Raw genomic sequence first — 22,804 nt, 5'->3', positions numbered from 1 at the left:
GTACTCACTAAAACAATCACAAAATCATATGCGAAAATCACTAAATACAACCGGAGAAATATCTAGTGTTCTCGCAAAAATTGTAAAAATGTTTTTAAGAAATGAAAAAGCAGTGGATTGGCTATACAGATCGTTGCAAAGCGATTAATATGAGCATTGTAACAAAAAACAAGTAATTTGCAGGAGGTTTTCAAACATGAAAAAAAAGGTATTCCTTACAGCAGCTTCAGCGATCTTAACAGTAGGTATGTTAGCAGCTTGCGGTGATGCAGAGGTTGATGAACCTACTTTAGGGGAAGATTCAGAATTCGAAACGGAAACTGAAACAGATATGGATGGCTTTGATGATGCTCCAGCAGATGAGGGTGTAGAGGAGCTTCCAGAAGCTGAGGAAGAAACTGAGGAATTTGATACAGAGTTTGAAACAGAAGACGGTGAAGCCGACGAGTTCGATACAGAATCAGAAATGGAATTTGATGAGTCAGAAGATAGCGATTTTTAATAACTAGGAATTTAGTACCTTGTATATAGATTCATTTATGTTCCCCTACGTTTTGAAGTCCTTATGACTACAAATCGTAGGGGTTCTTTATTTAGGTAGTACGAATATAACGTGTCATCCGCATCTTGATGGATTTTTCAGGCTTTCTTTATAATTAGAGAAGAAAAAAGGAAGTAAACGGAGGAATTATGAATAAGGTTGCATATATGTTTGTTGGAGCAATTTTCACAGTTATTATTTCAATCGGTTATTTAACATTTGCAGATACAAAAGAGCCCAGTCAATCAGAGCAAATCACTCAAGAAGCATTGACCGTGAAAAAGACTGTTACTGAAGTAGAAGAAGTAGATACAGTAGAGGAGATTCCAACGTCAATATCTGAGGAAAATCCAATATTATTATCTTCAAGCCCTGAAGATGAATCGAAAGTTGCCATGAGTGACATGGAGCAAACGGAGGAAAGTAGCCAAAGTAACGGCTTTACGCAAGCAGCAAAAGGTCTTGCACGAGCAGAAGGTCTCGCTAAGGCAAAAGGTCTCACTCAAGAAAAAGGCACACAAGCAAAGGGGAAGCAAACAGCTGTCTCATTTTTAGAGCAACTTGAAAAATTAGAGATAGAACTAGAAAATGAAAAAATAGAAATAGAGATCAAACAGGAACGTAAAAAGAATCGTGTGAAATCAGAAGTAGAAATTGAGTGGGAAGACGAAAAAATAAAATTGAAAAATAAACAAGCAGATGTTTTCATAGACGATCTCTTTGCGTTAACCCCAATTCAGTCTGCTGAGGAATTACCTACTCTGGCTCAAGAAATCCTTGCACAATACGGTGTGGAAGCTGAATCAGTTGAAGTTAAGATAAAAGCTGAAAAAGCCGACGGGAAAAAATATGAATATGAAAACAATTAAAAATTAGGAGGCGTTCAAAGTTCACTTTGAACACCTCCTTTTTCAATTAATCTTCGTTACGTACAATTAAAACATCACATTTTGCACGTCGAGCAATGCTCTCAGAGACACTTCCAATCAGAAACCGTTCTACCGCATTGACTCCAGTTGCCCCAGCAATAATGAGATCAACATGAAATTTCTCAGCTACATCTTTTGGAATACGGACTTTGGGGGAACCATAGCCAAGGTCTGTTGTCACGTTAGCTACCCCAGCTTCAAGTGCAATGCTTTTATACCCTTCAAGGAGGTCGACACCGTAACCCTCTGCCTGCTGTGCATACGTGCGATCATAATGTTCAATCGTTCCAGTTGTACGGTTATCAATAACATAAGAGATGACAAGTTTGGCTTCATCTTTTTTTGACAAATCGATTGCTTTTCCTAAGGCCCGCTTTGCTGCCTTTGATCCATCCACAGCGACAAGAATGGTATTATACTTTTCTGTCATCACGAATCACGCTCCTTTTATACTTATCATGTTTCTTTCTTAACCAAAGCATACTCTAAATTCATGTTATCTTAAGTGATGTTCGTCACATTTTAAAAAGAAGTCAACCAAGGTAATGAATTCTTGTGCCGATAATTCGGTATAATTTACTGAGTAAAATAAAAATACATGAAGGGAATGAATGAGAATGTTTGATCCGACCATTTTTGAAAATTTAAAAGTTGGGATAGAAAATTACATATATGACCTAGAAACCATTGAACAAGTTGTACAAATTACAAACCGAAAAGATCAAGTAGATATGTCGATCATGTCAAGGCATTTTGGTCTTGAGTTTCATTTGGCAAATAAAAATAAGGTGACAGCAGAAATTATACTAGATGCATCGATCAAAGATTTAGCTGAAGAAATATTAGAGGCTCCTGCGGGAAATCCAGGATGTAGGTTACTTCTTCAATTTACACTTCAAATTGAAGAGATTCAGACTCAATGTGAGCAAATTGAAACGATCCTATTATCGATATGGGCCCCGATCTTGCCCCCTGAACAAACAATAAGTTTTGTTTATGGAAAAAAAGAGAATAAGTACATGAATTCCTCTAAAGTAATGTTTGACCATAAGATTAATGAAGAACATATGGAAGACATTCCTGAATTTGTAGATCATGTATTAGAAACATTACGAGCACTAAATAATGTAAATTAAATATTTTCCATTAGAAAACTCCCTTAACTGTCCTTTGTATGAAAATAACAACTAAAGTGAAAGCTAGAAACCAGGAGGAAACTCAAATGGAAAATCTTGAATTTTTTTATATAAAAACAAATGGTGTAACATTACATACAGCTGTAGCAGGTCCATGTGATGGTCCTCTTGTTATTCTCTTACATGGGTTTCCGGAGTTTTGGTATGGATGGAGAAATCAAATAGCACCTTTAGTAGAAGCAGGATACCGGGTCGTCGTTCCTGATCAACGAGGCTATAATTTAAGTGACAAACCAAATGGAATAAAACAATACACCTTAGATATACTACGTGATGATGTTATTGGACTGATTAAGCATTTCAAAAGGGAGAAGGTTCGCTTAGTTGGGCATGATTGGGGAGGTGCCGTAGCATGGCATCTTGCAGCTAGTAGACCGACTTATGTTCAGACGCTCATACCAATGAATATGCCTCATCCCGCGGTGTTTGGAAAAACAATCACTCGTTGTCCTTTGCAATTAGTAAAAAGTTTATATATATTATTTTTTCAAATTCCTAGAATTCCGGAAGAGATGTTGCTAGCGGATGAATGGAAATTAATGAAAAGAATCCTTCTTCATTCGTGCAAATCTAATACATTTAGACTGGATGATCTTAAAAATTATCAAACAGCGTGGGCACAGACTGGCGCACTTACAGCTATGCTCGAATGGTATAGAGCGATCAGACTGGGTAGTCTAAATATGGTTCCTGATGAGAAGATAACTATCCCTGTACGAATGATTTGGGGGAAGAATGACTCCTTTCTATCTTTGCCTTTAGCAAAGGAAAGTATGACTATGTGTGATGATGGCCAATTAATTTTGGTAGATGAGGCAACTCATTGGGTTCAACATGAGCAGAATGAGATTGTTAATCGTTTACTTTTGCAGTTTTTGAAAGATTAAAAAGGGAACCTCCCTTTTTAATTTTACCTATTGAAAGCGTTGTCATTTTGATGTACTATATTTAGTAGAAGCTGCATTGTACGCAAATAATGGTTTCAACCTGTATACTTAATTAGGGAGTTTTAATCGAAATAAGAATGTCAAGCCTTCAATGTGTAGAGGACGACTGAATTATTTTGCGCAAACACCCACTTCGAGAAGTGGTGGTTTGAAACTCGATTAGAAGCGGCAGTTGCGGCACACCCATACACACAAAGAACCAGTTCCGATAAGGAGCTGGTTTTTTTTTCGTATGATGACATTACATGATACAATGATTATGTAATAGCTAGAGATTATAAGAAAAACAAAAGGAGAGACCACATGCCAAGTCATAAAATTTTGTTTCTGGATATTGATGGGACTATCTTGAAGCCAGATGATTCAATTGAACAATCGACAAAGGAAGCCGTTTTGCAAGTCCAAAAAAATGGCCTAGTAGTCTTTCTTTCAACTGGTCGACCATTACATGAAATTAAAGAAATCGGCGAAGAGTTAAACATCGATTCTTTTATTGGCTACAACGGTGCTTATGCCGTACATCAAGGCTCAGATATTATGTTAGAAAAAATGGCTGCTAACACAATTCAATCTTTTTTAGACATTGCAAAAGAAAAAGGCCATGAAGCCATCATGTATACAAATGAGAAAAATGTTCTAACTTCGTTTGATTCTCCGGTGCTTAAGGAGTTTATTCAACATTTTCATTTGAAACAGAATGTTCTTTATGATCATGAATTTTTGAATGATATTTTAGGTGTATCACTGATTAACTTAGGTCATAATGACCCCCATCTGTATGAAGAAGTGGGTAACGTTCATTTAGCTCCTGTTAATGTGGAAGGTTTCAAAGATCATGCATACGATGTCATCCGCGATCAAGTGAATAAAGGAATTGCTGTACAAAAGGTGTTGGAAACTCTTAATATCAGTAAAGAAGAAGCAATCGCTTTTGGAGATGGTATGAATGATAAAGAAATGCTCTCAACAGTAGGTGACGGATTTGCAATGGGAAATGCTCATCCAGAGTTATTTCCATATGCTAAACATAAAACAACTGAAGTAACCAATTCGGGTATTTATAACGGCCTGAAACAATTAGGATTGATACAATAAATAATAATTTGGATGCATTTGTTTTCTATGAAAACAGATGCATATTTAAGTTGTTTTTGAAGAAAGTAAAGTGAAGAAGGTGTTGACATGAAACTAAATGGTTTTGTATTCTTTAAATAGAACCAAATGGTTACATATTTGTTAATGGAGGAATGAAATTGAAATCAAGCACACCAGAAATTCGTAAAAATACCGTGTTTCAAGCAAAGATAGACAAAGTATGGCAAGCGGTAGCTACGGCAGAAGGAATTGAAACATGGTTTATGCCAAATGATTTTAAGCAAGAATTAGGTTATGAATTTACGATTCAGTCTCCTTTTGGACCCACATCTTGTAAAGTCCTAGAGCTTGAACCACCAAATCGCTTAGTTTTTTCTTGGGGAGAAGATGGGTGGATGATTACGTTTGAATTAGCTGATTTAGGAGATGAGACTGAATTTACACTGACTCATTCAGGATGGGGAGATGCTCGGGAAATTGTACCAGGTCCAGGTCCAAATCAGTCAAATACTGAAATAAGAAATCGAATGAATAATGGTTGGGATTCAATCGTTAATAATGATCTAAGAAAAGTAGTTGAGGGCTAATGGCTACTGCAAAAAAACAGGATGTATTCCAAGCTATAGCTGATCCAACAAGGAGAAAGATGTTACGATTGTTAGCAGATGATGAGATGCCAATTACGGGAATTAGTGAACATTTTCCGATGAGTCGAACGGCTGTTTCGAAACATTTACGGGTGCTCGCAGAGGCCAACCTAGTAAGTGTCGAAAAAATAGGAAGAGAGAAGAGATATAAATTACAAGCTAGTGCTCTCTTTGAATTAAAACAATGGCTTTCGTTTTTTGAACAATTTTGGGATAATAAAATAGCCATGCTTAAGTATGTGGTTGAAAATGAAAAAACGGAATCCATTGAAGAGTTGAATAAGAAGAACTAAGAAAGTATAGAGTGATTGATGGGGAATGCCTCCTTTTCAATCACTTTTTTTGATGTTTAAAATAGGAGATCTAAAATGCAATGATAAAGCATCCTTTTTTAATGAGGCTACGTCTAATGAAATGATCATGTCAAAGTAAGTAGGTGATAAATTTGAAAGATGAAACATTGGTCAAACAAATAGTCGAGGGAAATGACCATGCGATGCGTATTTTATATGACCGTTATTTTCAGTCATTGTTCCAATATGCCTATGTGCAAATGGGAGATTATCATATAGCTGAAGAAGTGACTCAGGATATCTTCTGTAAAATGGCAAGAAACCTGCATGCCTTCAAAGGGAAATCGAGTTTTAAAACGTGGCTCTACTCAATAGGGAGAAATGTCGTGATAGATCATCATCGTACACTGAAGAGACACAGAAGGTCCATTGTTATGCCAGAAGTAAAGGAAGAATTATTAGGTATGACAATTCCATTTCTCCAACAAGCTGAAAGTGAACTACACGAAAATGTAGTAACCTGCCTAAATCAATTACCTGGTGATTATAAAATGGTCATTCATTTACGATTTATAGAGGAGTTTTCAGTTAGGGAGACTGCAAAAGTGATGTCTAAAACCGTATTATCGGTTAAATCGTTACAACATCGAGCAAAAAAAAGATTGTTAGAGTTATTTGAAAGCGAGGTGGGTGGAAATGAAACGTAGAAATGAAGAAAAGAGCTCTTTTACTAAAAGGATGGTTGGAGAGGAGGATGAAACAGTAAAGAAGCTCGTGAAGAATATAAAGGTGAACCCTTCAGAAGAAAGCAAAGAGAAAATCTTCCAAAGAACAATGGTGGAATTAGAGTATACAAGAAAAAAACACACAAGAATTCAAAGGTTTGCCCGTATTTTTAAATCAATGGGAGCTCTTACAAGTATAGGGATAGCAGCTATTTTATTAATCTCTTTTATTGTTCATGATACGAATTTAGACCCTACAGTCGTAGAATTTGAACACGGTGAGGAAATGAATGCTGGAGATGAAAACTTAGTATTGCCAGAGGATCAAGCATCCAGTTCAGAAGAGAAAAGGAACATTGATGACTACGGAGAGTCAAGACGCCAAGAATATAAAGACATTATTACGTATCCTGAAGGAATGGAAAGAGTTGCTTCGTATCAATTATTAGATTCTAATCTTCTTCCATTTTCAACGTACTACCCTGCAGATTGGGAAGAAGAGTCAATGGTGAAAAATGGAGTCAGAGGAATCAGACTGTCTCCTCCACAAGGGCCCATGAATCAAATTGAAATCGTGTTTTTTCCAAAAGATACAACGAGTGACGAGGTTATACAAGAATTTGACCGGATTGTCTTAAATGAACTTGGAGAAGAAACGGAGGAAGAAAGTCAGGAGGAATTAGCTCAATGGGCTATAACTTCTACCATTTTTCGTGGAGATATGATTGGAACCATTACTTTAGGCCATGCTAATGACTTTTATTTCTATATAAAAAATCAACATGAACCCGAGTGGGGAGACGGTTGGTACCCAATTAAACAAGTTCTACTAGATGAGTGGCAGTGGAAAGATAATGGAAGGACGTTAGAGTGATCAATATAGAAAAAGGCGGAGTGATGTAGAATGACATCATTTCGCTTTTTTGATCGTATCAAAATAAATGTACTCTCCCCTTGATTTATCGAAATATTTTCAATTTGACTTATAACATGTATAATATCAAAAACATGAATAAAAAAAATTTAGTGAAAGATAGTTTTAATAAAATGAGCAGGGAGGGTTACAGGTGAGTAATACAGTGAAGGTAAAAGGTGTGACAATTGGAGAAGGCATGCCGAAAATTTGTGTGCCGATGGTAGGAAAAACTTTATCCGATTTACTAGAAGAAGCTGCTTATTTAAACACATTGGATGTTGATGTGGTGGAGTGGAGAGTGGATTTCTTTGAAGATGTGTTAGAACTTGAAAAAGTTAAAGAAGCACTCAATCAATTACATACGATATTAATGAGACATCCTCTTGTGTTTACATTTCGAAGTGCGAAAGAAGGAGGCGAGAGGGAAGTTAGTTCTGAATTTTATCTGTCGCTTAACAGAGAAGTGGCAAAAACAGGGTTAGTCGATATCGTTGATGTTGAGTTATTTAGTGACGCTGATGTGGTCAAAACCATAGTTGAAGAAGCGCATCAACAGGGAGTCTTTGTAATTATCTCTAATCATGACTTTGACCAAACACCTTCAAAAGAAGAAATTGTCTCACGTTTGAAAAAGGCACAAGAACTTGGTGGTGATTTACCTAAAATAGCTGTCATGCCAAGAGATACAAAAGATGTACTAACGTTACTTGAGGCAACAAATACGATGAAAGAGCAATATGCAACAAAACCAATAATCACGATGTCAATGGCGGGTGAAGGTGTGATTAGTCGTCTAGCAGGAGAAGTATTCGGTTCAGCTTTAACGTTTGGAGCGGCTAAACAAGCCTCTGCTCCTGGTCAAATTGCTGTAGCTGATTTGCGGTATGTGTTGAATCTGTTACATAAGGGCCTCTAACGAATAGGGGATAAACATATTGAGGCAACGATTCTATGGGCACTGAAAAAGGAAAAAAACGTCCTTTTTCAGTGGCAATATGCAGCATCTTCTTACTGATCTCCAGCCTGCGGACGTACGTCTTTCTCCTCCTGTCCAATTCCTTCCATGCCAATTTCCTCTTGAACATTCAATTGAACTTTCTTATTAGTAAGCTCCTCACTTTTTAAGCTTAAATCGGGTTGAATGTTATTGTTTGGACTTGCTTGCTTATTCCAATCGCTCAAAATAATCACCTCCGTAAATAGTATGTGATACATTAGTTATTATAATAAGGGTCTTTCGTTTAGCAGGTGGGAGTATAGTCAAAGCTTAACCAATATAAAAGAAATGGTTTCCACGCTTTTGAAAATCTCTAGTTGAACTTTAGAGCGTAATTTGAAACAAGGAGGAGGGGAATATGTGGAAAGAATCATAGCGTTAAAGGCATTAGTAGGTTCAGAAAATTATAATCTATCCACGTCAGAGTCCGATAAAGACTTTAAGGTGTTTGTTATACCAACCTTTGATGATCTATATAATAATAAGCTATTTACTTCAAGTAAAGTAGGGGAACAAGTTGACGAAGAGTACCATGATATTAGGAAAGTCATGAATCTTTGGTGGAAGTCGAACGTTAATTTTTTGGAGGTTCTATTTTCGGTTGATTTTAACGTAAATGATCAGGACTGGATTAAAGGGAAAATAGACCGTCTATTTTTAATGAAAAATGAGATTGTCAGAATGAATCTTCCTTATTTATACAAAGCCTGTATGGGGATGTACAGGAGCAAGTCAAAGGATATTGAAATCGGGAATAGGAATACGAAACAACTTGTTCAACAATTTGGGTATGACTCTAAATCGGCGATGCATGCTTATCGAATTCTTGATTTTATTGAGAGATTCGCTGATCAACATTTCTCTAACTTTAAAAATGCAATACAATACAATGACTCAGAGAGGGAATTTATGCTTTCTATCAAGTATGGAGGCTTTTCAAAAGGTCAATTTATCGAACGATTAGATGAAAAGTTTGCCACTTTTAAGAAGTTAGAGCATGTTTACTTGTCCCAACAAGTCCGAAAAGAAGTGAAAGGTGAAGTAGAAAAGATCATTTATCAACTCGTACAAGACAGTACATTTTATGAACTGAAATCTAGGTCAGAGGAATCTTTTTACTAAATAAAAGCTGTTTAACGAAGAGATCCTTTGTTAAACAGCTTTACATCTTTTGTAAATGTTACCGACTAGTCAGTTTGTGTTACGTAAAGGTAAAAAGGTTTTTATGAAACAGCGTGTTCCTGTTGAAGCGCTTCTTTTTCACTCTTCTTAATATCTAGGCGAAGCAAGATAGAAATGACAAAAGCAAAAAGGATCAAAGCAGCAAATACATAGAAGACAGGAATATAACTGTCCGTTCTTTCTCTAATTTGAGTCACAAGAATTGGTCCAAATACCCCGCCTAATGACCAAGTTGTTAATAAGTAGCCATGAATGGAGCCGAGTTGCTTAGTACCGAAAAGGTCACCAATGAAAGCCGGTAGATTAGAGAATCCTCCACCATAACAACTAACAACTAACAAAATCATGGTTACAAATAATAAGGCATTAGTTGTGAATGGAAGTGTAAAAAAGGCAACAACCTGGATTGTAAAGAAAATAATGAACACAGTTGGCCGACCTATATAATCAGAAGCTGCCGCCCAACCAAGCCGTCCTCCACCATTAAAGATCCCCATAATCCCTACCATTGTTGCTGCCGCTGCTGCACTTAATCCAACAACTTCTTGCGACATCGGAGAAGCGACTGAAATGATCATAATCCCAGCAGTAGTATTAATAAGCATCATTGACCAAAGCATCCAAAAACGTTTTGTTTTAACGGCTTCTCTAGATGTTAATTGTGCTAAATCCTTTTTAATAATTTTCTTTCCAGTAGCCATGTTCTTTTTCATGGATTCTGGCATCCAGCCTTCTGGAGGAGGAGCAATATATGAGGCACCTAGGATCATAAATGTAAAGTAACAAATACCTAAGACGTAAAAAGTCGTCGAGATCCCGATTGATTCAATTAAGCTTGCTGCTACAGGTGCTGTAATGAGAGCCCCCGTTCCAAATCCAAGAACTGCCATGCCGGTTGCTAAACCTCTTCGGTCTGGAAACCATTTAATTAATGTAGAAACTGGAGAGATGTATCCTATACCAAGTCCTAGCCCGCTAAAGAAACCATAAGTAAGTAGGAATAGCGGAAGTGATTCAAGTGCAATGGCGACCCCAGAGCCAGCTTGACCAATCCCAAATAAGACGGCAGCAATGATGGCTGATTTTCTAGGGCCACTTCGTTCAACAAATCTTCCAAAAAAGGCAGCTGATGTTCCGGCAAGTGCCATCATAATCGTAAAGGCAATAGCCACTTGTGAACCAGCCCAACCAAGTTGGGAGCTAATTGGGTTCTGGTAGACACTATAAGCGTACGCAGCCCCAATCGAGAGGTGGATGGCAATAGCGGATAAGGCAATCAGCCATCTGTTTTTCGTTGTCTTCATATTTTACAACTCCTCCTATCCATTTTTGTAAACCCTTACATATACAGTATAGTGCATTGTAGAAAAAAATCAAACAAATTGGAAAATTAATAAGATTTTGGAAGAATTATTTTTTTGTAAAAAGCCAAAAGTTGGCTACCTTCTGCTAGATATTTAGCATTAAGTTCTATATGATTGTTAATGAATTGATGTAATAGTAGAAGATACGGGGGAAGACATATGTATCATGCAAAGACCTGGAAGGAAAAGGTCACCTTATTTTTGGCTATCTTATGGCCAATTATGGTAACACAAATTAGTTTTTATGCAATGAACCTTGTTGATACAATGATGGCAGGAAGAGTAGGAACAAATGATTTGGCAGGTGTCGCAATTGGCTCTAGCTTATGGATGCCGATTTTTACAGGAATTAATGGAATTCTTCTTGCTGTTACTCCTATAGTTGCCCAGTATATGGGCAGTGGCCGACGTGAAAAAATTACAGAATCGGTTATACAGGCGCTTTATTTATCGGTTATCCTTGCTATTATTGTTGTAATTGCTGGTGCCATTTTTCTTGAACCGGTGTTAGTATTAATGAATTTAGATTCGGCTGTTTATCACATTTCGTTTCATTACTTAGTAGGTTTATCAATTGGCATTATTCCATTATTTGCTGCGAATGTTCTTCGTAATTTTTTTGATGCTCAAGGATTTACACGAATCACAATGATCATTACAGTCCTTGCCGTTCCATTTAATGTTTTGCTCAATTACGGATTTATCTTTGGAAAATTAGGATTGCCGGCACTTGGTGGAATTGGAGCAGGATATGCTACAGCCATCACGTATTGGATTATTTTCTTTTTTAGTATTTGGATGACTTTTAAGGTTGAGGTAGTAAGACATTATCGGCTCTTTATTAAATGGGCAGTACCTTCATGGAAAGCTTGGAAGGAGCAGCTTGCGATTGGAATTCCTATTGGGTTATCCATCTTTTTTGAGGCAAGTATTTTTGCAGTTGTCACACTGTTGATCGGGATGATGTTTACGACCATAACGGTAGCTGCACATCAAATTGCACTAAGTTTTACTTCGCTTATCTTTATGATTCCGTTAAGCATTTCAATGGCATTAACGATAGTTGTTGGTTTTTCCGTTGGAGGGAACAAATATCAATCAGCTAAACAGTACAGCCATCTAGGTGTATGGGGAGGAATTGGGTTTCTCGCTATAGGGGCTATCTTCCTCTACTTTTTCAGGGAGCAAATTGCCTATTTGTATACAACGGATGCACAAGTTGTACAAATGGCAGGACAGTTTTTCTTAATCGCGATTGTTTATCAGATATCCGATGCTGCTCAATCTAGTTTACAAGGTGTCTTGCGAGGTTATAAAGATGTGAAAATTCCATTTATAACGGCATTTGTTTCGTATTGGGTGATAGGGATTCCAGCAGGGTATACTCTTGCATCCTTTACGTATCTAGGACCTTTTGGATTTTGGGTTGGAATTACTTTAGGTTTAACTTGTGCTGCAATTGGATTTCTCGTGCGTTTACGTATCGTTGTAGGAAGGATTTCAAGAGAGTCTCTTTCATTGAAAGGTTAACAAATACAAATTTGTTTGGATTGCAGGATTGAAAAACAACAGAAGACACACTTCATTTTAGAGATTGAAAATCGCACTGATTTTCGTCTCTTTTTTGTATAAAGAGAGTATTTGTCTTTTAGCCCGAAGAGGAAAGAGAACATATGAGAAGGTTGCCTCATAGGGAGAATACGAGAATTCCACTAATGTTTTTGTGACTAGCTTTGTCTGCAAATAATAGGCACTTATTAACATGGGACATCATAGACTACGCATAACACGGTTACAAAGGAGTGGAAAGGTTGAATTATTCAAACGAGCGGACTAAGCCTAAGCTTTTTCTGAGAAGGCCGACTGTAAAATTTAATCAAAAAATATATTACTCTAATAAAGTGATGGAAAATATTCATTCCCAGTTTGGAAAGCTAGAGCATATCATTGGAACTCATGACCTTGTACATGAAAACTTAACGAAACAGCTAGATGAACAGGAGAAGAAGACGAAACAAGTACATGAGAGCATAACTATACAGTTCAATGAACAGATTGTGATGAACGAACAATTTCAAAAAATGCATACTCGTTTAAAGGATAGTATGGAAGAAAAGGGAGATGTCCAGAGCCGTCTACTGCTTACAATGGAAGAATATGAAGTTGAGAGAGTGAAGCTAGAAGAGAAATTAGATGAGATTGCTGAGACAAAAGCAAATTTATTAGACCATTTGCACACCTTAGAAAAAACGGAAAGTGATTTGCGTGCGGAAGTTACTGACCAAAGCAGCCGTATAAGTGAACAAGAGGCTCGGTATGATACAATGCAAAAGGAGCAAGCTGATCAAGTGCAAAAGCAGGATGAAATGTTCCAGCAACTTAATTTACAGAAACTTGATCACGAAGAACTAACGAAAATTGTTAAAAATAGTCAACAGGATCAAAAACAAATGCAAGCAAAAATTCAAGAACTGTTTGAACAAATGAATTTTCTATCAACACAACAGTATGAACAGGAAAATATGCATTTAGATTTATACACGCAGCTGATCCAATTGAAAACGATTCAAACAGAAATGTCAAATTTCATGAAGCAATCCATTGACAAATTAAACTTAGAAATCGAGAAATTAGAAATAAAAGAAGGGCCAAAACTCAGGGAAGCCTCTACTTCAGATAGTTAGGTAAATAAGGAAGAGACACAGTAAAATGTGTCTCTTCCAATAAGTTGATATGGGCTACTCTAAATTGGCGTGTTTTCCATACATTTTTTGAGAAGTAAGGTTATTCTTCTCCATCACTCTAAGTATGACTGCATCATATAATAGGAGGAGACTTTGTTCAAATAAAGACCCCATTGGTTGGATAGTGTGATTTCCAGTGATTTCTCCGGATTTGGCTTGGGCAGGGATTTGTATCGTTATATCCGCTAAGCGGCCAATCGTTGAATCAGGGGAAATGGTGACCGCAGCAACTGTTGCTCGGAGGCTTCTAGCTTTTTCTGCCATAGAGACTAGACTTTGGGTTTCCCCAGAACCAGAACCGACAATAAATATATCACCTTCTTCAAGGTTAGGAGTGACGGTTTCCCCAACGACATAAGGATCAAGTCCAACATGCATCATCCTCATCGCAAAAGATTTGGCCATAAATCCAGATCTCCCAGCCCCAGCTACGAAAATTTTATTAGCTTCAAGAATACCGTTTACAAGCTTTTCGACTTCTGTATCAACTATTTGATCGGCTGTACGTTGCAATTCTTTTAAAATTTCTTGAGTGTATTCAGATGTCTTCATAAAAGTGTCACCTATGCTGTGACTTCTTCTTTAATTAGCTTTTGCATCTGTTCAGCAGCAGATTTTTTGTTCTCTTTTCCAGTAATACCTCCACCAACAATAATTAAGTCTGGTTGTGCTTTAATGACTTCTGGTAAAGACTCAAGTTTAATCCCACCAGCGATAGCTGTTTTTGCATTTTTTACAACACTTTTAATCGTGCGTAAATCTTCAAAAGAATTTTGACCGACAGCTTGTAGGTCGTAACCAGTGTGGACGCAAATATAATCAACACCTAATTCATCTAACTCAATGGCACGGGCCTTTTTATCTTTTACGGCAATCATATCAACTAGAATTTGTTTGCCGTGCTTTTTCGCTTCAAGAACAGCTCCTTTAATTGACTCATCTTCTGCTGCACCAAGGATGGTAATAATGTCTGCACCTGCTTCAGATGCTTTCATCACTTCGTACCCCGCTGCATCCATAATCTTCAAATCAGCTAAGACAGTTAGTTGAGGAAACGCCTCTTTTACTTCTTTTACTGCTTTTAACCCTTCATTAATCACAACTGGTGTCCCGATTTCAACAACATCTACGAAATCTTGAACCTCATTTATTAGTTCAATTGCTTCAGGGATATTTACTAAATCTAACGCTAATTGTAATTTCATATTTATCCGCTCCTCTTCTTTTTTGTTACAGCTTCATTTTAATCACTAGTTAATAGAAAAAGAAGTACGCACTTTTATTTCATATAGTAACAAAAAGGATACTATGGATGGTTTTCTAGTTAACAAAAAACGATGTACGAGGTAGTCTCGTACATCGTTTTATATTAATCAAATGAACCGGTTTGTTCTTCGTAATCATTCACATTTTCTTGGAGAAACTGCTTGTAGTCTTTCCCCCAGGCATACATCGTTTCAAGAATTGGCATGAGTGTTTTTCCTTGTTCAGTTAAGGAATATTCTACTTTTGGAGGAACAACTGGATATACTTCACGATGAATAATGAAGTCTGATTCTAATTCACGTAATTGGTTTACAAGTATTCGCTGGGTAATGCCAGGCATGAGTGATTTTAGTTCACTAAACCGTTTTGTCCCTTCTTTTCCAAGATGCCATAATATTAACATCTTCCATTTTCCGCCTATCACTGCAAGGGTTAACTCCTTTTCGCAATTAAACTCCTTATTGCAAACATGCCCCATCGTAATCCCTCCATTCCATTTAGTTAGCACTGTATTCATCAAATATATAAAGGTGCTTTTGTAGGTTAGAGCTATTATAAGCGCTATCGTAATCGATATACAAATCATTTATCTTTTGAGATGTTTTGATGTATATGAAAAGATTTAGTTTTCCGAAGTTTTGAAATTTGCTAAAAATAGTTGGCTGAGTTATGGTAAATAAAAGGTATCAAAAGAGGGCTTTGCTATTGCAATTTAAGTAGAAAACGAAGATTAGGAGATGTTTAAAGTGACAAAGGTAACAACGAAAGCGCCATTTAAAGCAGATCATGTTGGAAGCTTCTTACGACCTGAGCGGTTAAAAGAAGCTCGTTTGAAAGAACAAAAAGGCGAAATTACGAAAGAAGAGTTACGTTCTATTGAAGATGAAGAGATTACTCGTTTAGTAGAGAAGCAAAAGGAAGTAGGACTGCAAGCTGTTACGGATGGTGAGTTTAGACGAGCGTGGTGGCATTTTGACTTCTTAGCTGGTCTTGAAGGAGTAGAATTGTATGAAGCGGAATCCGGAATTCAATTTAATGGAGTAAAAACGAAAGCAGATGGCATAAAGGTGACTGGTCCGGTTAATTTCACAAATCATCCTATGATAGAAGACTATAAGTTCTTACATAGTATTGCAGGTGATCATGTGGCCAAATTTACGATTCCCAGTCCCAATATGTTGTTTTTTAGAGGGGAGATCGATAAATCAGTTTATGCCAATCAAGAAGCGTTATTCATTGATCTAATTGCCGCGTATCAAAAAGCTATTCAGGCTTTTTATGATGCGGGATGCAGGTACTTGCAGTTGGATGATACCTCTTGGTCTATCTTTTTCTCTGAACAAGGGCAGAAGTTAATTACGGACCAGGGTCTTGATATTGAACAAACGGCAGATCTTTTTGCTAAAGCCATCAATGAGTCTATTGCTAAAAAACCCGAAGATATGATTATTACCATGCACATTTGCCGAGGCAACTTTAAATCTACCTATGCAGCGAGTGGGGGATACGAGAATGCATCAGAAATTATATTTGGAGGTTTAAAGGTTGACGGGCTATTTTTAGAATTTGACGACGAGCGATCAGGAGGATTTGAACCATTACGCCACGTGAATAGAAAGGATCTTCAACTTGTTTTAGGATTGATTACGTCTAAGTTTGGAGATTTAGAGAATCCAGAGAATGTTAAAGCGAGAATAAAAGAAGCTAGTGAATATGTTGGCTTGGATCAAATTTGTTTAAGTCCGCAATGTGGGTTTGCTTCAACGGAAGAAGGAAATTTATTAACCGAAGAACAACAATGGAACAAAGTTCGTCATATTGTTCAAATTGCTGAAGATGTGTGGAAGTAAGTTAGGTTAGAAATGAATGATTACGCAAATGCATCTCCCATTCCAATTTAGGGAGATGCATTTTTGTAAAGATTATCTATCCCACTTGAGGGACATAGTAAAAGGAATGTATTTATTGAAAGATCTAGGATTAGGTTATTTTTTGAGCTGAGCATTCTTCTAGAGGGCACTGAAAAAAGTGAAAATCGTACCTTTTTCAATGCCCTCATTCTTCTTCAGTCTAGAGACCGAAGATTTTCTATGAAAAGTCATATACAGTTAAATGGTGCATATAAAATTACGATGAGAAAGGGTGATTGGGATGGAAAAGAATGAACTTGCGATTGAAGCGTCTGGGTTAGTAAAACAGTTTGGGCAGCATCGTGCTGTAGATGGTGTCGATTTAGCTGTTCCTGCTGGTACTGTTTATGGCTTTTTAGGTCCAAATGGGGCGGGTAAAACGACTACGATCCGTATGCTGGCAACTTTACTAAAGCCTGATAAGGGGAGTGCCAAAATACTTGGTCATGATCTAGTTGAAGATGCAGATGAAGTTCGCATGAGAGTGAGTTTAACAGGGCAATTTGCTTCCATTGATGAAGATTTATCGGGGATGGAAAATTTAATTTTTATAGCGAGGTTGTTGGGTTTTTCAAGACGGGCGGCCAAAGAAAGGGCAACGGAGCTTCTCGATGCATTTGGTCTTTTGGATGCTGCTAAACGCCAAGTGAAGAAATATTCCGGGGGAATGAGACGTAGAATTGATATTGCTGCAAGTATCGTCGTTACTCCAGATCTGTTGTTTTTAGATGAGCCGACAACAGGATTAGACCCTAGAAGTAGAAATCAAGTATGGGACATCGTTCGAGCTCTTGTCAGTTCCGGTACAACTGTCCTTTTAACAACTCAGTATCTTGAAGAGGCAGATCAATTGGCTGATCGGATCGCTGTTATTGACCAAGGGAAGATTATTGCAGAAGGAACAAGTGGAGAGCTAAAGGCTTCCGTAGGAACAGGGGCGTTGCACGTACGTTTATTAGAAGAAGATAAACGAGAAAAAGCTGCGGAAATTTTATCACATCATCTTGAAACTACAATTCATTTGGAGTCGGATCCACTAGCTCTAACAGCAAGGGTAACCAAGACAGAACGAGTGGTTAATGCGCTTAATGCTTTAAGTAATGCAGGAATTAAAGTTAGTGATTTTTCATTAGGGCAACCGAGTCTAGATGAAGTTTTTCTAACTTTAACAGGACGTCCAACCGAGGATGAGGAAACAAGTAAGGAGGGGCGATCATGACAGGAGATGGTCAAAATGAAGAAAAGTTACGGATTGCACTAACAAGTCGAGCTCGACCCGAAAAGCCAAATGGTATCACAAATACATTTACCTTTGCTTGGCGCGCACTATTGAAATTAAAATATGTTCCAGAACAACTTTTAGATGTTACCGTTTTTCCGATTATGTTCCTCTTAATGTTCACGTATTTATTTGGTGGAGCGATTGCTGGTTCCACTGGAGACTATCTTCAGTTTCTATTGCCAGGGATATTGGCGATGACAGTGGTGACAATTACGATGTATACCGGAATGGAACTGAATAATGATATTACAAAAGGAATCTTTGATCGTTTTCGTTCATTACCGATTTGGCGTCCCTCTGTTTTAGTTGGAGCGCTCCTGATGGATGCGGTTCGTTACACTATTGCTTCGACCATTATGATCGTGCTCGGATTAATTATGGGTTTTCGGCCTGAAGGTGGCGCTGTTGGAGTGATATTAGCTGTTGTATTGTTAGTTATTTTCTCATTTAGCTTATCGTGGATTTGGACCACTCTCGGACTAATTCTACGGACAGAGAAGTCACTAATGGGTGTTAGTATGATGGTGCTCTTTCCATTGACATTTGTCAGCAATGTATTTGTTGATCCAAGCACACTCCCAAGGTGGCTTGAAGCATTTGTTGATATAAACCCAATTTCCCTCTTAGTTACAGCGGTAAGAGGATTGATGCATGGAACAGTTACTTTTGAACAAGTGGGATGGGTTCTTTTAGCATCTTTTGTTATTACGGCGATTTTTGCTCCATTAACGATGTATCTTTATCGAAATAAAAAGTAAAAGATTGGAACCATGAAGATTTTAGAAAATAACTGAATCCGCGGGCACTAATAAATCCCTCCAACTTACTAAGTTGGAGGATTCTTTATGACATCGATTTTACATAAAATTAGTAAGTTTGCACAATGGAATAATAACTCTAAATCGTGTACTCTGTATAAGTACTTGTTGCAACAACAATCTTGTAATTAAATTTAACCATACTATATTTATAGTTTAGAGATGAGGGGACAGAATGGGAGTACCTAGTTATAAGAGATCCACGATTGTTGCATTGTTACTTGCTGGATCTTTTATTGCGATATTAAATCAAACACTGATGATTACGGCAATTCCACCAATTATGAAGGAAATGGGTGTCACAGCAAACAGTGCCCAATGGCTGACAACTGTATTTATGCTAGTGAATGGAATTATGATTCCTGTTAGTGCTTTTTTATTAGAGCGGTTTACAACAAGACAGCTCTTTATCTCAGCAATGAGTGTTTTTGCATTTGGGACATTGGTCGCTGGGATTGCACCAAATTTTGAGGTGTTGTTAGTTGGAAGAATGATTCAATCAGCAGGAGCTGGAGTGATGCTTCCTTTAATGACAACTGTATTCTTAATGATATTTCCAATAAATAAACGTGGAGCCGCAATGGGCTTAATAGGTCTGGTCATTTCTTTTGCACCAGCAATAGGACCTGCTTTATCTGGTTGGGTAACATCTAATTATTCATGGAGATTATTGTTTTTTATTATCTTGCCAATAGCTTTGATTGATATTGTTATTGCGGTATTTGTTCTGAAGAATGTGACTGAAGTAACAAAGCCTAAAATTGATGTTATTTCAATTATGTTTTCTTCATTTGGTTTTGGGGGTCTTCTTTATGGCTTTACAGCTGCAGGAAACTACGGCTGGTTAGACCCGATTACCGTCATTTCTTTAGTTGTAGGGGCATTTTCACTACTTCTTTTTATAACAAGACAATTACGATTAAAACATCCGATGCTTGAATTTCGTGTATTCACTTTTTCGATTTTCCCTTTTGCAGTGATAATCGGAATGGTTGCTTTTATGGGGTTAATTGGAGTAGAAACCTTGGTTCCATTGTATATGCAAAATATGCGGGAGTTCACAGCTTTTGAAGCGGGTCTTGCTCTGTTGCCAGGAGCGTTAGTGAGTGGAATTATGTCGCCAATTATCGGGCGTATCTTTGATAAAATAGGGGCACGTTTTCTTGTAATGATTGGATTAACGATTATGACCGCTGCTTCGTTTGCATTTATTAATTTAGGTCCTGAAACATCATTTGCCTTTCTTACGATTATGTATGCAGTACGAATGTTAGGGCTAGTAATGGTACTGATGCCCATTCAAACAGCAGCATTAAATCAATTGCCTAAACGACTAATTCCACATGGAGCTGCGATGGACAATACGATGCGAATGATTGCGGCATCTGTTGGTACCGCTATACTTGTAACTGTTATGACGACGACAACTATGAATGCAGAAGCGCGTCCGAACATTGCCTATCCTGATATTCATGGAGCAAATGTGGCTTTTATCGTCGTTGCCGTTCTTTCTTTTATTGCCTTACTTGCTTCATTCTTTGTTAAGTACTCCAAACAAGAAGAGGTTCAAGAGGAGCCGTTTGAAAAAGTGACCAATAACTAGTTAGTAAGTATGTATGTATTAGAATGATCTAACAACCTTTGAAATCCTCACAAGAATAAAGCACTGGATTAGGAAGAATAATCCTTTCAGTACTGTTGATTCGTGGGGATTTTTAATTTCCATTAAGGCCGGGGGGACTGCATATTGAAAGTTGGATTAATACGTCATTTTAAAGTTGAACGAGGATATCCGAACAAGTGGGTAACATCCAAAGACTTAATCAACTGGATAAGAGAGTATGATCAGTCAGAAGTAGTAGAAAATGAAATTCATTTAGGTGATGTGAAATGGCAGCGATGTTATTCTAGTGATTTAAGCCGAGCTGTCAAAACGGCCCAAAAAGCGTATAAGGATGACATTATCTATTTAGAGGAACTACGGGAAGTGCAGCTGAACCCTGTCATTCGTGGGAATGTTCGTCTGCCCTTATTCGTACATCTTCTTTTCATAAGGGGAGCTTGGCTTTTAGAACATAAATCACAAATAGACCCAAAAAAAGATGTGATAAAGCGAATTAACAAAACATTAGATGAAATTTTACGATCAAACGAAGAAGTACTTATTGTAGGTCACGGTGGGATTATGATGTTTATGAGTCGTGAGTTGAAAAGACGCGGGTTTAAGGGACCTACATTAAGAAGACCAGCTAATGGGAAGCTTTATATTTATGATAATATGGTATAGTTTTTTAGGTAGGTATATATTGGAATTTTTATACATTGTGAGGCGATAAAAATGGCAAAGGTAATTTTATTTGATTTAGATGGTACATTACTTCCGATGGATACACATCAATTTATTAATCATTACATCAAAGAATTAGCTCCTCGTGTAGGTCATATTGTTGAACCAAAAAAATTCGTTCAAGCTTTAATGGCGGGGACAGAAGCAATGATTAAAAACGTAGAACCAGCAAAAACAAATGAGCAAGTATTTGAAGAAACGTTTCTAGCAATGACTTCTTTAAAGCGTGACGAAATTTGGCCGACATTGGACGAATTTTATGATACCGTTTTTCCAACATTTTCTCATATGACTACTCCTTCAAAAAAAGCAAAGGAAGTAGTTGAAGAAGCTGTAAAACAAGGTTTTCGTGTAGCAATTGCTACAAATCCAGTATTTCCTAAAGTGGCAATTGATCATCGCTTAAACTGGGCAGGGATTGATGATCTGCCTTTTGAGTTAGTTACGGTGTATGAAGAACTTTCATTTACGAAACCAAATGTAGAATATTATCTAGATATTTGTGAGCGTCTGCGTGTAGAGCCAACCGATTGCATAATGATTGGCAATGATGTTCAAGAAGACATGGTTACAAGTACGCTTGGGATGAACACTTTCTTAGTAGAAGGAAATGTGATCGATCGAGGAGAGCCCCATTATCATATTGACGATAGAGGGACATTAGACGACTTGTACGAAAAGTTAGCGAACAGACAAGGGATTTTTAAATGACGATGAGGTTTGCTGTAGAACGGACACTGGAATTGACCATGTCCGTTTTTTTATGGAAACCCTCTATCAAGGGGAGGAACAAGCACGAAGTCATATTTGAACAACAGAAAAAGGCTCTCATCCGAGGAATGCATGAAGCCCTATAAAAAAAATGCCATCTTCTTTTCAATCATACTCTAATAGTTCTGATATGGTTGTAAAGCGGTAGCCACGCTCTTTTAATTCTGTAATGATCTTTTCTACTGAATGTAGAGATTCAATTCTACTTTCATACATCACATGCAATAATATAATTGATCCTGGTTCTATGTTTTCTACCACATATTCAGCAATTTTAGTAGAATCATTCGCTATGTCTGGATAGGATTCTGGCTCTATATTCCATAATATCGTTTTTCGTTGTTCTTTATGTAAGTAGTATGGTAAGAAAATGAACCTCTTCCCATAAGGAGGTCGAAATTGGATCTCTCCTGTATAACCAATTTGCCGTATTAACTCGTCGGTCAGTTCAATCTCTTCTTTTATAAAGGAGGGAGATTGAAAAATCATACGCGGATGGGAGTATGAATGATTTCCGATTTCATGTCCGTCTTGGGCGATGTTTATTGCTTCGTCTGAAAACTGTTCGATTTCAGAACCAGTAAGAAAGAAAGTTCCTTTTACCTCTTCTTCCTTTAGAATAGAAAGGATTTGATCCGTATAAATACCCGGACCATCATCAAATGTCAATGCCACGACCTTTTCGTCTGTTTCTACGTCCACAATAAGCTCACCAAAAAATTGAAAACTTCTTGATTTGGAAATTTCATTGATTGAATAAAGAATAGCTGCAAAAGCAAAAACGGATAGAATGAGTGTAACGATAATCTTTTTCATAAGGCTCCTAACTTGTAT

Annotated in this window: 26 protein-coding genes; 19 read left to right on the top strand and 7 right to left on the bottom strand. The window is 37.4% G+C overall.

Going from position 1 to position 22,804, the window contains the following annotated elements; genetic code table 11:
* Positions 1 to 196 precede the first annotated feature (196 nt).
* Positions 197 to 502 (top strand): hypothetical protein, encoded by a 306-nt coding sequence (locus LQ50_RS25760; protein WP_034628731.1) that lies wholly within the window; start codon positions 197 to 199, stop codon positions 500 to 502.
* A gap of 188 nt (positions 503 to 690) precedes the next feature.
* Positions 691 to 1,410 carry a hypothetical protein gene (locus LQ50_RS09880; RefSeq protein ID WP_034628729.1) on the top strand — a complete coding sequence of 240 codons (720 nt, stop codon included), beginning with the start codon at positions 691 to 693 and terminating at the stop codon, positions 1,408 to 1,410.
* A gap of 46 nt (positions 1,411 to 1,456) precedes the next feature.
* Here the strand turns inward: LQ50_RS09880 and LQ50_RS09875 are convergent, their stop codons facing one another.
* Positions 1,457 to 1,900: a universal stress protein gene (locus tag LQ50_RS09875; protein WP_034628853.1), complete on the bottom strand. Its 444-nt coding sequence runs from the start codon at positions 1,898 to 1,900 to the stop codon at positions 1,457 to 1,459.
* A gap of 181 nt (positions 1,901 to 2,081) precedes the next feature.
* Between LQ50_RS09875 and LQ50_RS09870 the strand changes: the two genes are divergently transcribed.
* The 8 genes from LQ50_RS09870 to aroD all read left to right on the top strand — a co-directional run bounded on the left by LQ50_RS09870 (position 2,082) and on the right by aroD (position 8,205).
* Positions 2,082 to 2,606 (top strand): hypothetical protein, encoded by a 525-nt coding sequence (locus LQ50_RS09870; RefSeq protein WP_308417920.1) that lies wholly within the window; start codon positions 2,082 to 2,084, stop codon positions 2,604 to 2,606.
* Positions 2,607 to 2,692: 86 nt separating this feature from the next.
* Complete coding sequence (locus tag LQ50_RS09865; RefSeq protein WP_034628726.1) at positions 2,693 to 3,553, top strand: alpha/beta fold hydrolase; 861 nt, start codon at positions 2,693 to 2,695, stop codon at positions 3,551 to 3,553.
* 363 nt (positions 3,554 to 3,916) lie between these two features.
* On the top strand, positions 3,917 to 4,708 hold the full coding sequence (locus LQ50_RS09860) for an HAD family hydrolase (RefSeq protein ID WP_034628725.1): 792 nt from the start codon (positions 3,917 to 3,919) through the stop codon (positions 4,706 to 4,708).
* 152 nt (positions 4,709 to 4,860) lie between these two features.
* Entirely contained in the window at positions 4,861 to 5,295 is a 435-nt protein-coding gene (locus tag LQ50_RS09855) for an SRPBCC family protein (protein WP_034628724.1), read from the top strand.
* Positions 5,295 to 5,648 carry an ArsR/SmtB family transcription factor gene (locus LQ50_RS09850; RefSeq protein WP_034628723.1) on the top strand — a complete coding sequence of 118 codons (354 nt, stop codon included), beginning with the start codon at positions 5,295 to 5,297 and terminating at the stop codon, positions 5,646 to 5,648. Before LQ50_RS09855 ends, LQ50_RS09850 begins: the two co-directional genes overlap by 1 nt.
* Positions 5,649 to 5,800: 152 nt before the next feature.
* Complete coding sequence (locus tag LQ50_RS09845) at positions 5,801 to 6,355, top strand: RNA polymerase sigma factor (protein WP_034628722.1); 555 nt, start codon at positions 5,801 to 5,803, stop codon at positions 6,353 to 6,355.
* The gene (locus LQ50_RS09840; protein WP_034628721.1) at positions 6,345 to 7,247 is read left to right on the top strand and encodes a hypothetical protein; all 903 of its coding nucleotides are present in this window, start codon (positions 6,345 to 6,347) and stop codon (positions 7,245 to 7,247) included. The genes LQ50_RS09845 and LQ50_RS09840 overlap by 11 nt, the downstream gene beginning before the upstream one ends.
* Before the next feature lie 193 nt (positions 7,248 to 7,440).
* On the top strand, positions 7,441 to 8,205 hold the full coding sequence (gene aroD, locus LQ50_RS09835; RefSeq protein ID WP_034628720.1) for a type I 3-dehydroquinate dehydratase: 765 nt from the start codon (positions 7,441 to 7,443) through the stop codon (positions 8,203 to 8,205).
* A gap of 92 nt (positions 8,206 to 8,297) precedes the next feature.
* Here the strand turns inward: aroD and LQ50_RS25755 are convergent, their stop codons facing one another.
* Positions 8,298 to 8,480 carry a hypothetical protein gene (locus tag LQ50_RS25755; protein ID WP_237563685.1) on the bottom strand — a complete coding sequence of 61 codons (183 nt, stop codon included), beginning with the start codon at positions 8,478 to 8,480 and terminating at the stop codon, positions 8,298 to 8,300.
* Between the two features lie 166 nt (positions 8,481 to 8,646).
* Here LQ50_RS25755 and LQ50_RS09830 point away from each other — a divergent pair, with 166 nt between their 5' ends.
* Positions 8,647 to 9,408: a DNA polymerase beta superfamily protein gene (locus LQ50_RS09830; protein WP_052144681.1), complete on the top strand. Its 762-nt coding sequence runs from the start codon at positions 8,647 to 8,649 to the stop codon at positions 9,406 to 9,408.
* A gap of 101 nt (positions 9,409 to 9,509) precedes the next feature.
* Here the strand turns inward: LQ50_RS09830 and LQ50_RS09825 are convergent, their stop codons facing one another.
* Positions 9,510 to 10,772: an L-lactate MFS transporter gene (locus LQ50_RS09825; protein WP_034628719.1), complete on the bottom strand. Its 1,263-nt coding sequence runs from the start codon at positions 10,770 to 10,772 to the stop codon at positions 9,510 to 9,512.
* Between the two features lie 219 nt (positions 10,773 to 10,991).
* Here LQ50_RS09825 and LQ50_RS09820 point away from each other — a divergent pair, with 219 nt between their 5' ends.
* Entirely contained in the window at positions 10,992 to 12,362 is a 1,371-nt protein-coding gene (locus LQ50_RS09820) for an MATE family efflux transporter (RefSeq protein WP_034628718.1), read from the top strand.
* A gap of 281 nt (positions 12,363 to 12,643) precedes the next feature.
* A complete protein-coding gene (locus LQ50_RS09815; RefSeq protein WP_034628716.1) occupies positions 12,644 to 13,516 on the top strand; it encodes a hypothetical protein in 873 nt (290 codons plus the stop codon).
* Positions 13,517 to 13,570: 54 nt separating this feature from the next.
* Here the strand turns inward: LQ50_RS09815 and hxlB are convergent, their stop codons facing one another.
* The 3 genes from hxlB to hxlR form a co-directional block, all read right to left on the bottom strand.
* Positions 13,571 to 14,128, bottom strand: coding sequence for a 6-phospho-3-hexuloisomerase (gene hxlB, locus LQ50_RS09810; protein ID WP_034628714.1), 558 nt, complete (start codon positions 14,126 to 14,128; stop codon positions 13,571 to 13,573).
* Between the two features lie 11 nt (positions 14,129 to 14,139).
* Positions 14,140 to 14,781: a 3-hexulose-6-phosphate synthase gene (gene hxlA, locus LQ50_RS09805; RefSeq protein ID WP_034628713.1), complete on the bottom strand. Its 642-nt coding sequence runs from the start codon at positions 14,779 to 14,781 to the stop codon at positions 14,140 to 14,142.
* A gap of 164 nt (positions 14,782 to 14,945) precedes the next feature.
* Positions 14,946 to 15,320: a transcriptional activator HxlR gene (hxlR, locus tag LQ50_RS09800; RefSeq protein WP_034628711.1), complete on the bottom strand. Its 375-nt coding sequence runs from the start codon at positions 15,318 to 15,320 to the stop codon at positions 14,946 to 14,948.
* A 259-nt stretch (positions 15,321 to 15,579) separates the two neighbouring features.
* Here hxlR and LQ50_RS09795 point away from each other — a divergent pair, with 259 nt between their 5' ends.
* From LQ50_RS09795 to LQ50_RS09770, 6 genes are all read left to right on the top strand, one after another.
* Positions 15,580 to 16,692, top strand: coding sequence for a 5-methyltetrahydropteroyltriglutamate--homocysteine S-methyltransferase (locus LQ50_RS09795; RefSeq protein WP_034628709.1), 1,113 nt, complete (start codon positions 15,580 to 15,582; stop codon positions 16,690 to 16,692).
* Positions 16,693 to 16,993: 301 nt separating this feature from the next.
* Positions 16,994 to 17,971: an ATP-binding cassette domain-containing protein gene (locus LQ50_RS09790; protein WP_034628707.1), complete on the top strand. Its 978-nt coding sequence runs from the start codon at positions 16,994 to 16,996 to the stop codon at positions 17,969 to 17,971.
* The gene (locus LQ50_RS09785) at positions 17,968 to 18,792 is read left to right on the top strand and encodes an ABC transporter permease (RefSeq protein WP_034628705.1); all 825 of its coding nucleotides are present in this window, start codon (positions 17,968 to 17,970) and stop codon (positions 18,790 to 18,792) included. The genes LQ50_RS09790 and LQ50_RS09785 overlap by 4 nt, the downstream gene beginning before the upstream one ends.
* Before the next feature lie 235 nt (positions 18,793 to 19,027).
* Positions 19,028 to 20,455, top strand: a complete 1,428-nt coding sequence (locus LQ50_RS09780) for a DHA2 family efflux MFS transporter permease subunit (RefSeq protein ID WP_034628703.1) — start codon at positions 19,028 to 19,030, stop codon at positions 20,453 to 20,455.
* A gap of 144 nt (positions 20,456 to 20,599) precedes the next feature.
* On the top strand, positions 20,600 to 21,139 hold the full coding sequence (locus tag LQ50_RS09775) for a histidine phosphatase family protein (protein WP_034628701.1): 540 nt from the start codon (positions 20,600 to 20,602) through the stop codon (positions 21,137 to 21,139).
* Between the two features lie 51 nt (positions 21,140 to 21,190).
* The gene (locus LQ50_RS09770; protein ID WP_034628699.1) at positions 21,191 to 21,910 is read left to right on the top strand and encodes an HAD family hydrolase; all 720 of its coding nucleotides are present in this window, start codon (positions 21,191 to 21,193) and stop codon (positions 21,908 to 21,910) included.
* A 165-nt stretch (positions 21,911 to 22,075) separates the two neighbouring features.
* On the opposite strand, the gene LQ50_RS09765 is transcribed toward LQ50_RS09770, so the two are convergent.
* Complete coding sequence (locus LQ50_RS09765) at positions 22,076 to 22,786, bottom strand: polysaccharide deacetylase family protein (RefSeq protein WP_034628697.1); 711 nt, start codon at positions 22,784 to 22,786, stop codon at positions 22,076 to 22,078.
* Positions 22,787 to 22,804: the final 18 nt, after the last annotated feature.

It is taken from the genome of Halalkalibacter okhensis, assembly GCF_000787375.1.
In the GTDB taxonomy this organism is placed as follows: Bacteria; Bacillota; Bacilli; order Bacillales; family Bacillaceae_D; genus Halalkalibacter; species Halalkalibacter okhensis.
This window is presented reverse-complemented; position numbering and strand designations above follow the sequence as displayed.

Coding starts and splice junctions, on each gene's coding strand:
- LQ50_RS25760 (WP_034628731.1), top strand. CDS start 197: ATGAAAAAAAAGGTATTCCTTACAGCAGCTTCAGCGATCTTAACAGTA.
- LQ50_RS09880 (WP_034628729.1), top strand. CDS start 691: ATGAATAAGGTTGCATATATGTTTGTTGGAGCAATTTTCACAGTTATT.
- LQ50_RS09875 (WP_034628853.1), bottom strand. CDS start 1,900: ATGACAGAAAAGTATAATACCATTCTTGTCGCTGTGGATGGATCAAAG.
- LQ50_RS09870 (WP_308417920.1), top strand. CDS start 2,082: ATGAGAATGTTTGATCCGACCATTTTTGAAAATTTAAAAGTTGGGATA.
- LQ50_RS09865 (WP_034628726.1), top strand. CDS start 2,693: ATGGAAAATCTTGAATTTTTTTATATAAAAACAAATGGTGTAACATTA.
- LQ50_RS09860 (WP_034628725.1), top strand. CDS start 3,917: ATGCCAAGTCATAAAATTTTGTTTCTGGATATTGATGGGACTATCTTG.
- LQ50_RS09855 (WP_034628724.1), top strand. CDS start 4,861: ATGAAATTGAAATCAAGCACACCAGAAATTCGTAAAAATACCGTGTTT.
- LQ50_RS09850 (WP_034628723.1), top strand. CDS start 5,295: ATGGCTACTGCAAAAAAACAGGATGTATTCCAAGCTATAGCTGATCCA.
- LQ50_RS09840 (WP_034628721.1), top strand. CDS start 6,345: ATGAAACGTAGAAATGAAGAAAAGAGCTCTTTTACTAAAAGGATGGTT.
- LQ50_RS09825 (WP_034628719.1), bottom strand. CDS start 10,772: ATGAAGACAACGAAAAACAGATGGCTGATTGCCTTATCCGCTATTGCC.
- LQ50_RS09820 (WP_034628718.1), top strand. CDS start 10,992: ATGTATCATGCAAAGACCTGGAAGGAAAAGGTCACCTTATTTTTGGCT.
- hxlB (WP_034628714.1), bottom strand. CDS start 14,128: ATGAAGACATCTGAATACACTCAAGAAATTTTAAAAGAATTGCAACGT.
- hxlA (WP_034628713.1), bottom strand. CDS start 14,781: ATGAAATTACAATTAGCGTTAGATTTAGTAAATATCCCTGAAGCAATT.
- hxlR (WP_034628711.1), bottom strand. CDS start 15,320: ATGGGGCATGTTTGCAATAAGGAGTTTAATTGCGAAAAGGAGTTAACC.
- LQ50_RS09795 (WP_034628709.1), top strand. CDS start 15,580: ATGTTTAAAGTGACAAAGGTAACAACGAAAGCGCCATTTAAAGCAGAT.
- LQ50_RS09790 (WP_034628707.1), top strand. CDS start 16,994: ATGGAAAAGAATGAACTTGCGATTGAAGCGTCTGGGTTAGTAAAACAG.
- LQ50_RS09785 (WP_034628705.1), top strand. CDS start 17,968: ATGACAGGAGATGGTCAAAATGAAGAAAAGTTACGGATTGCACTAACA.
- LQ50_RS09780 (WP_034628703.1), top strand. CDS start 19,028: ATGGGAGTACCTAGTTATAAGAGATCCACGATTGTTGCATTGTTACTT.
- LQ50_RS09770 (WP_034628699.1), top strand. CDS start 21,191: ATGGCAAAGGTAATTTTATTTGATTTAGATGGTACATTACTTCCGATG.
- LQ50_RS09765 (WP_034628697.1), bottom strand. CDS start 22,786: ATGAAAAAGATTATCGTTACACTCATTCTATCCGTTTTTGCTTTTGCA.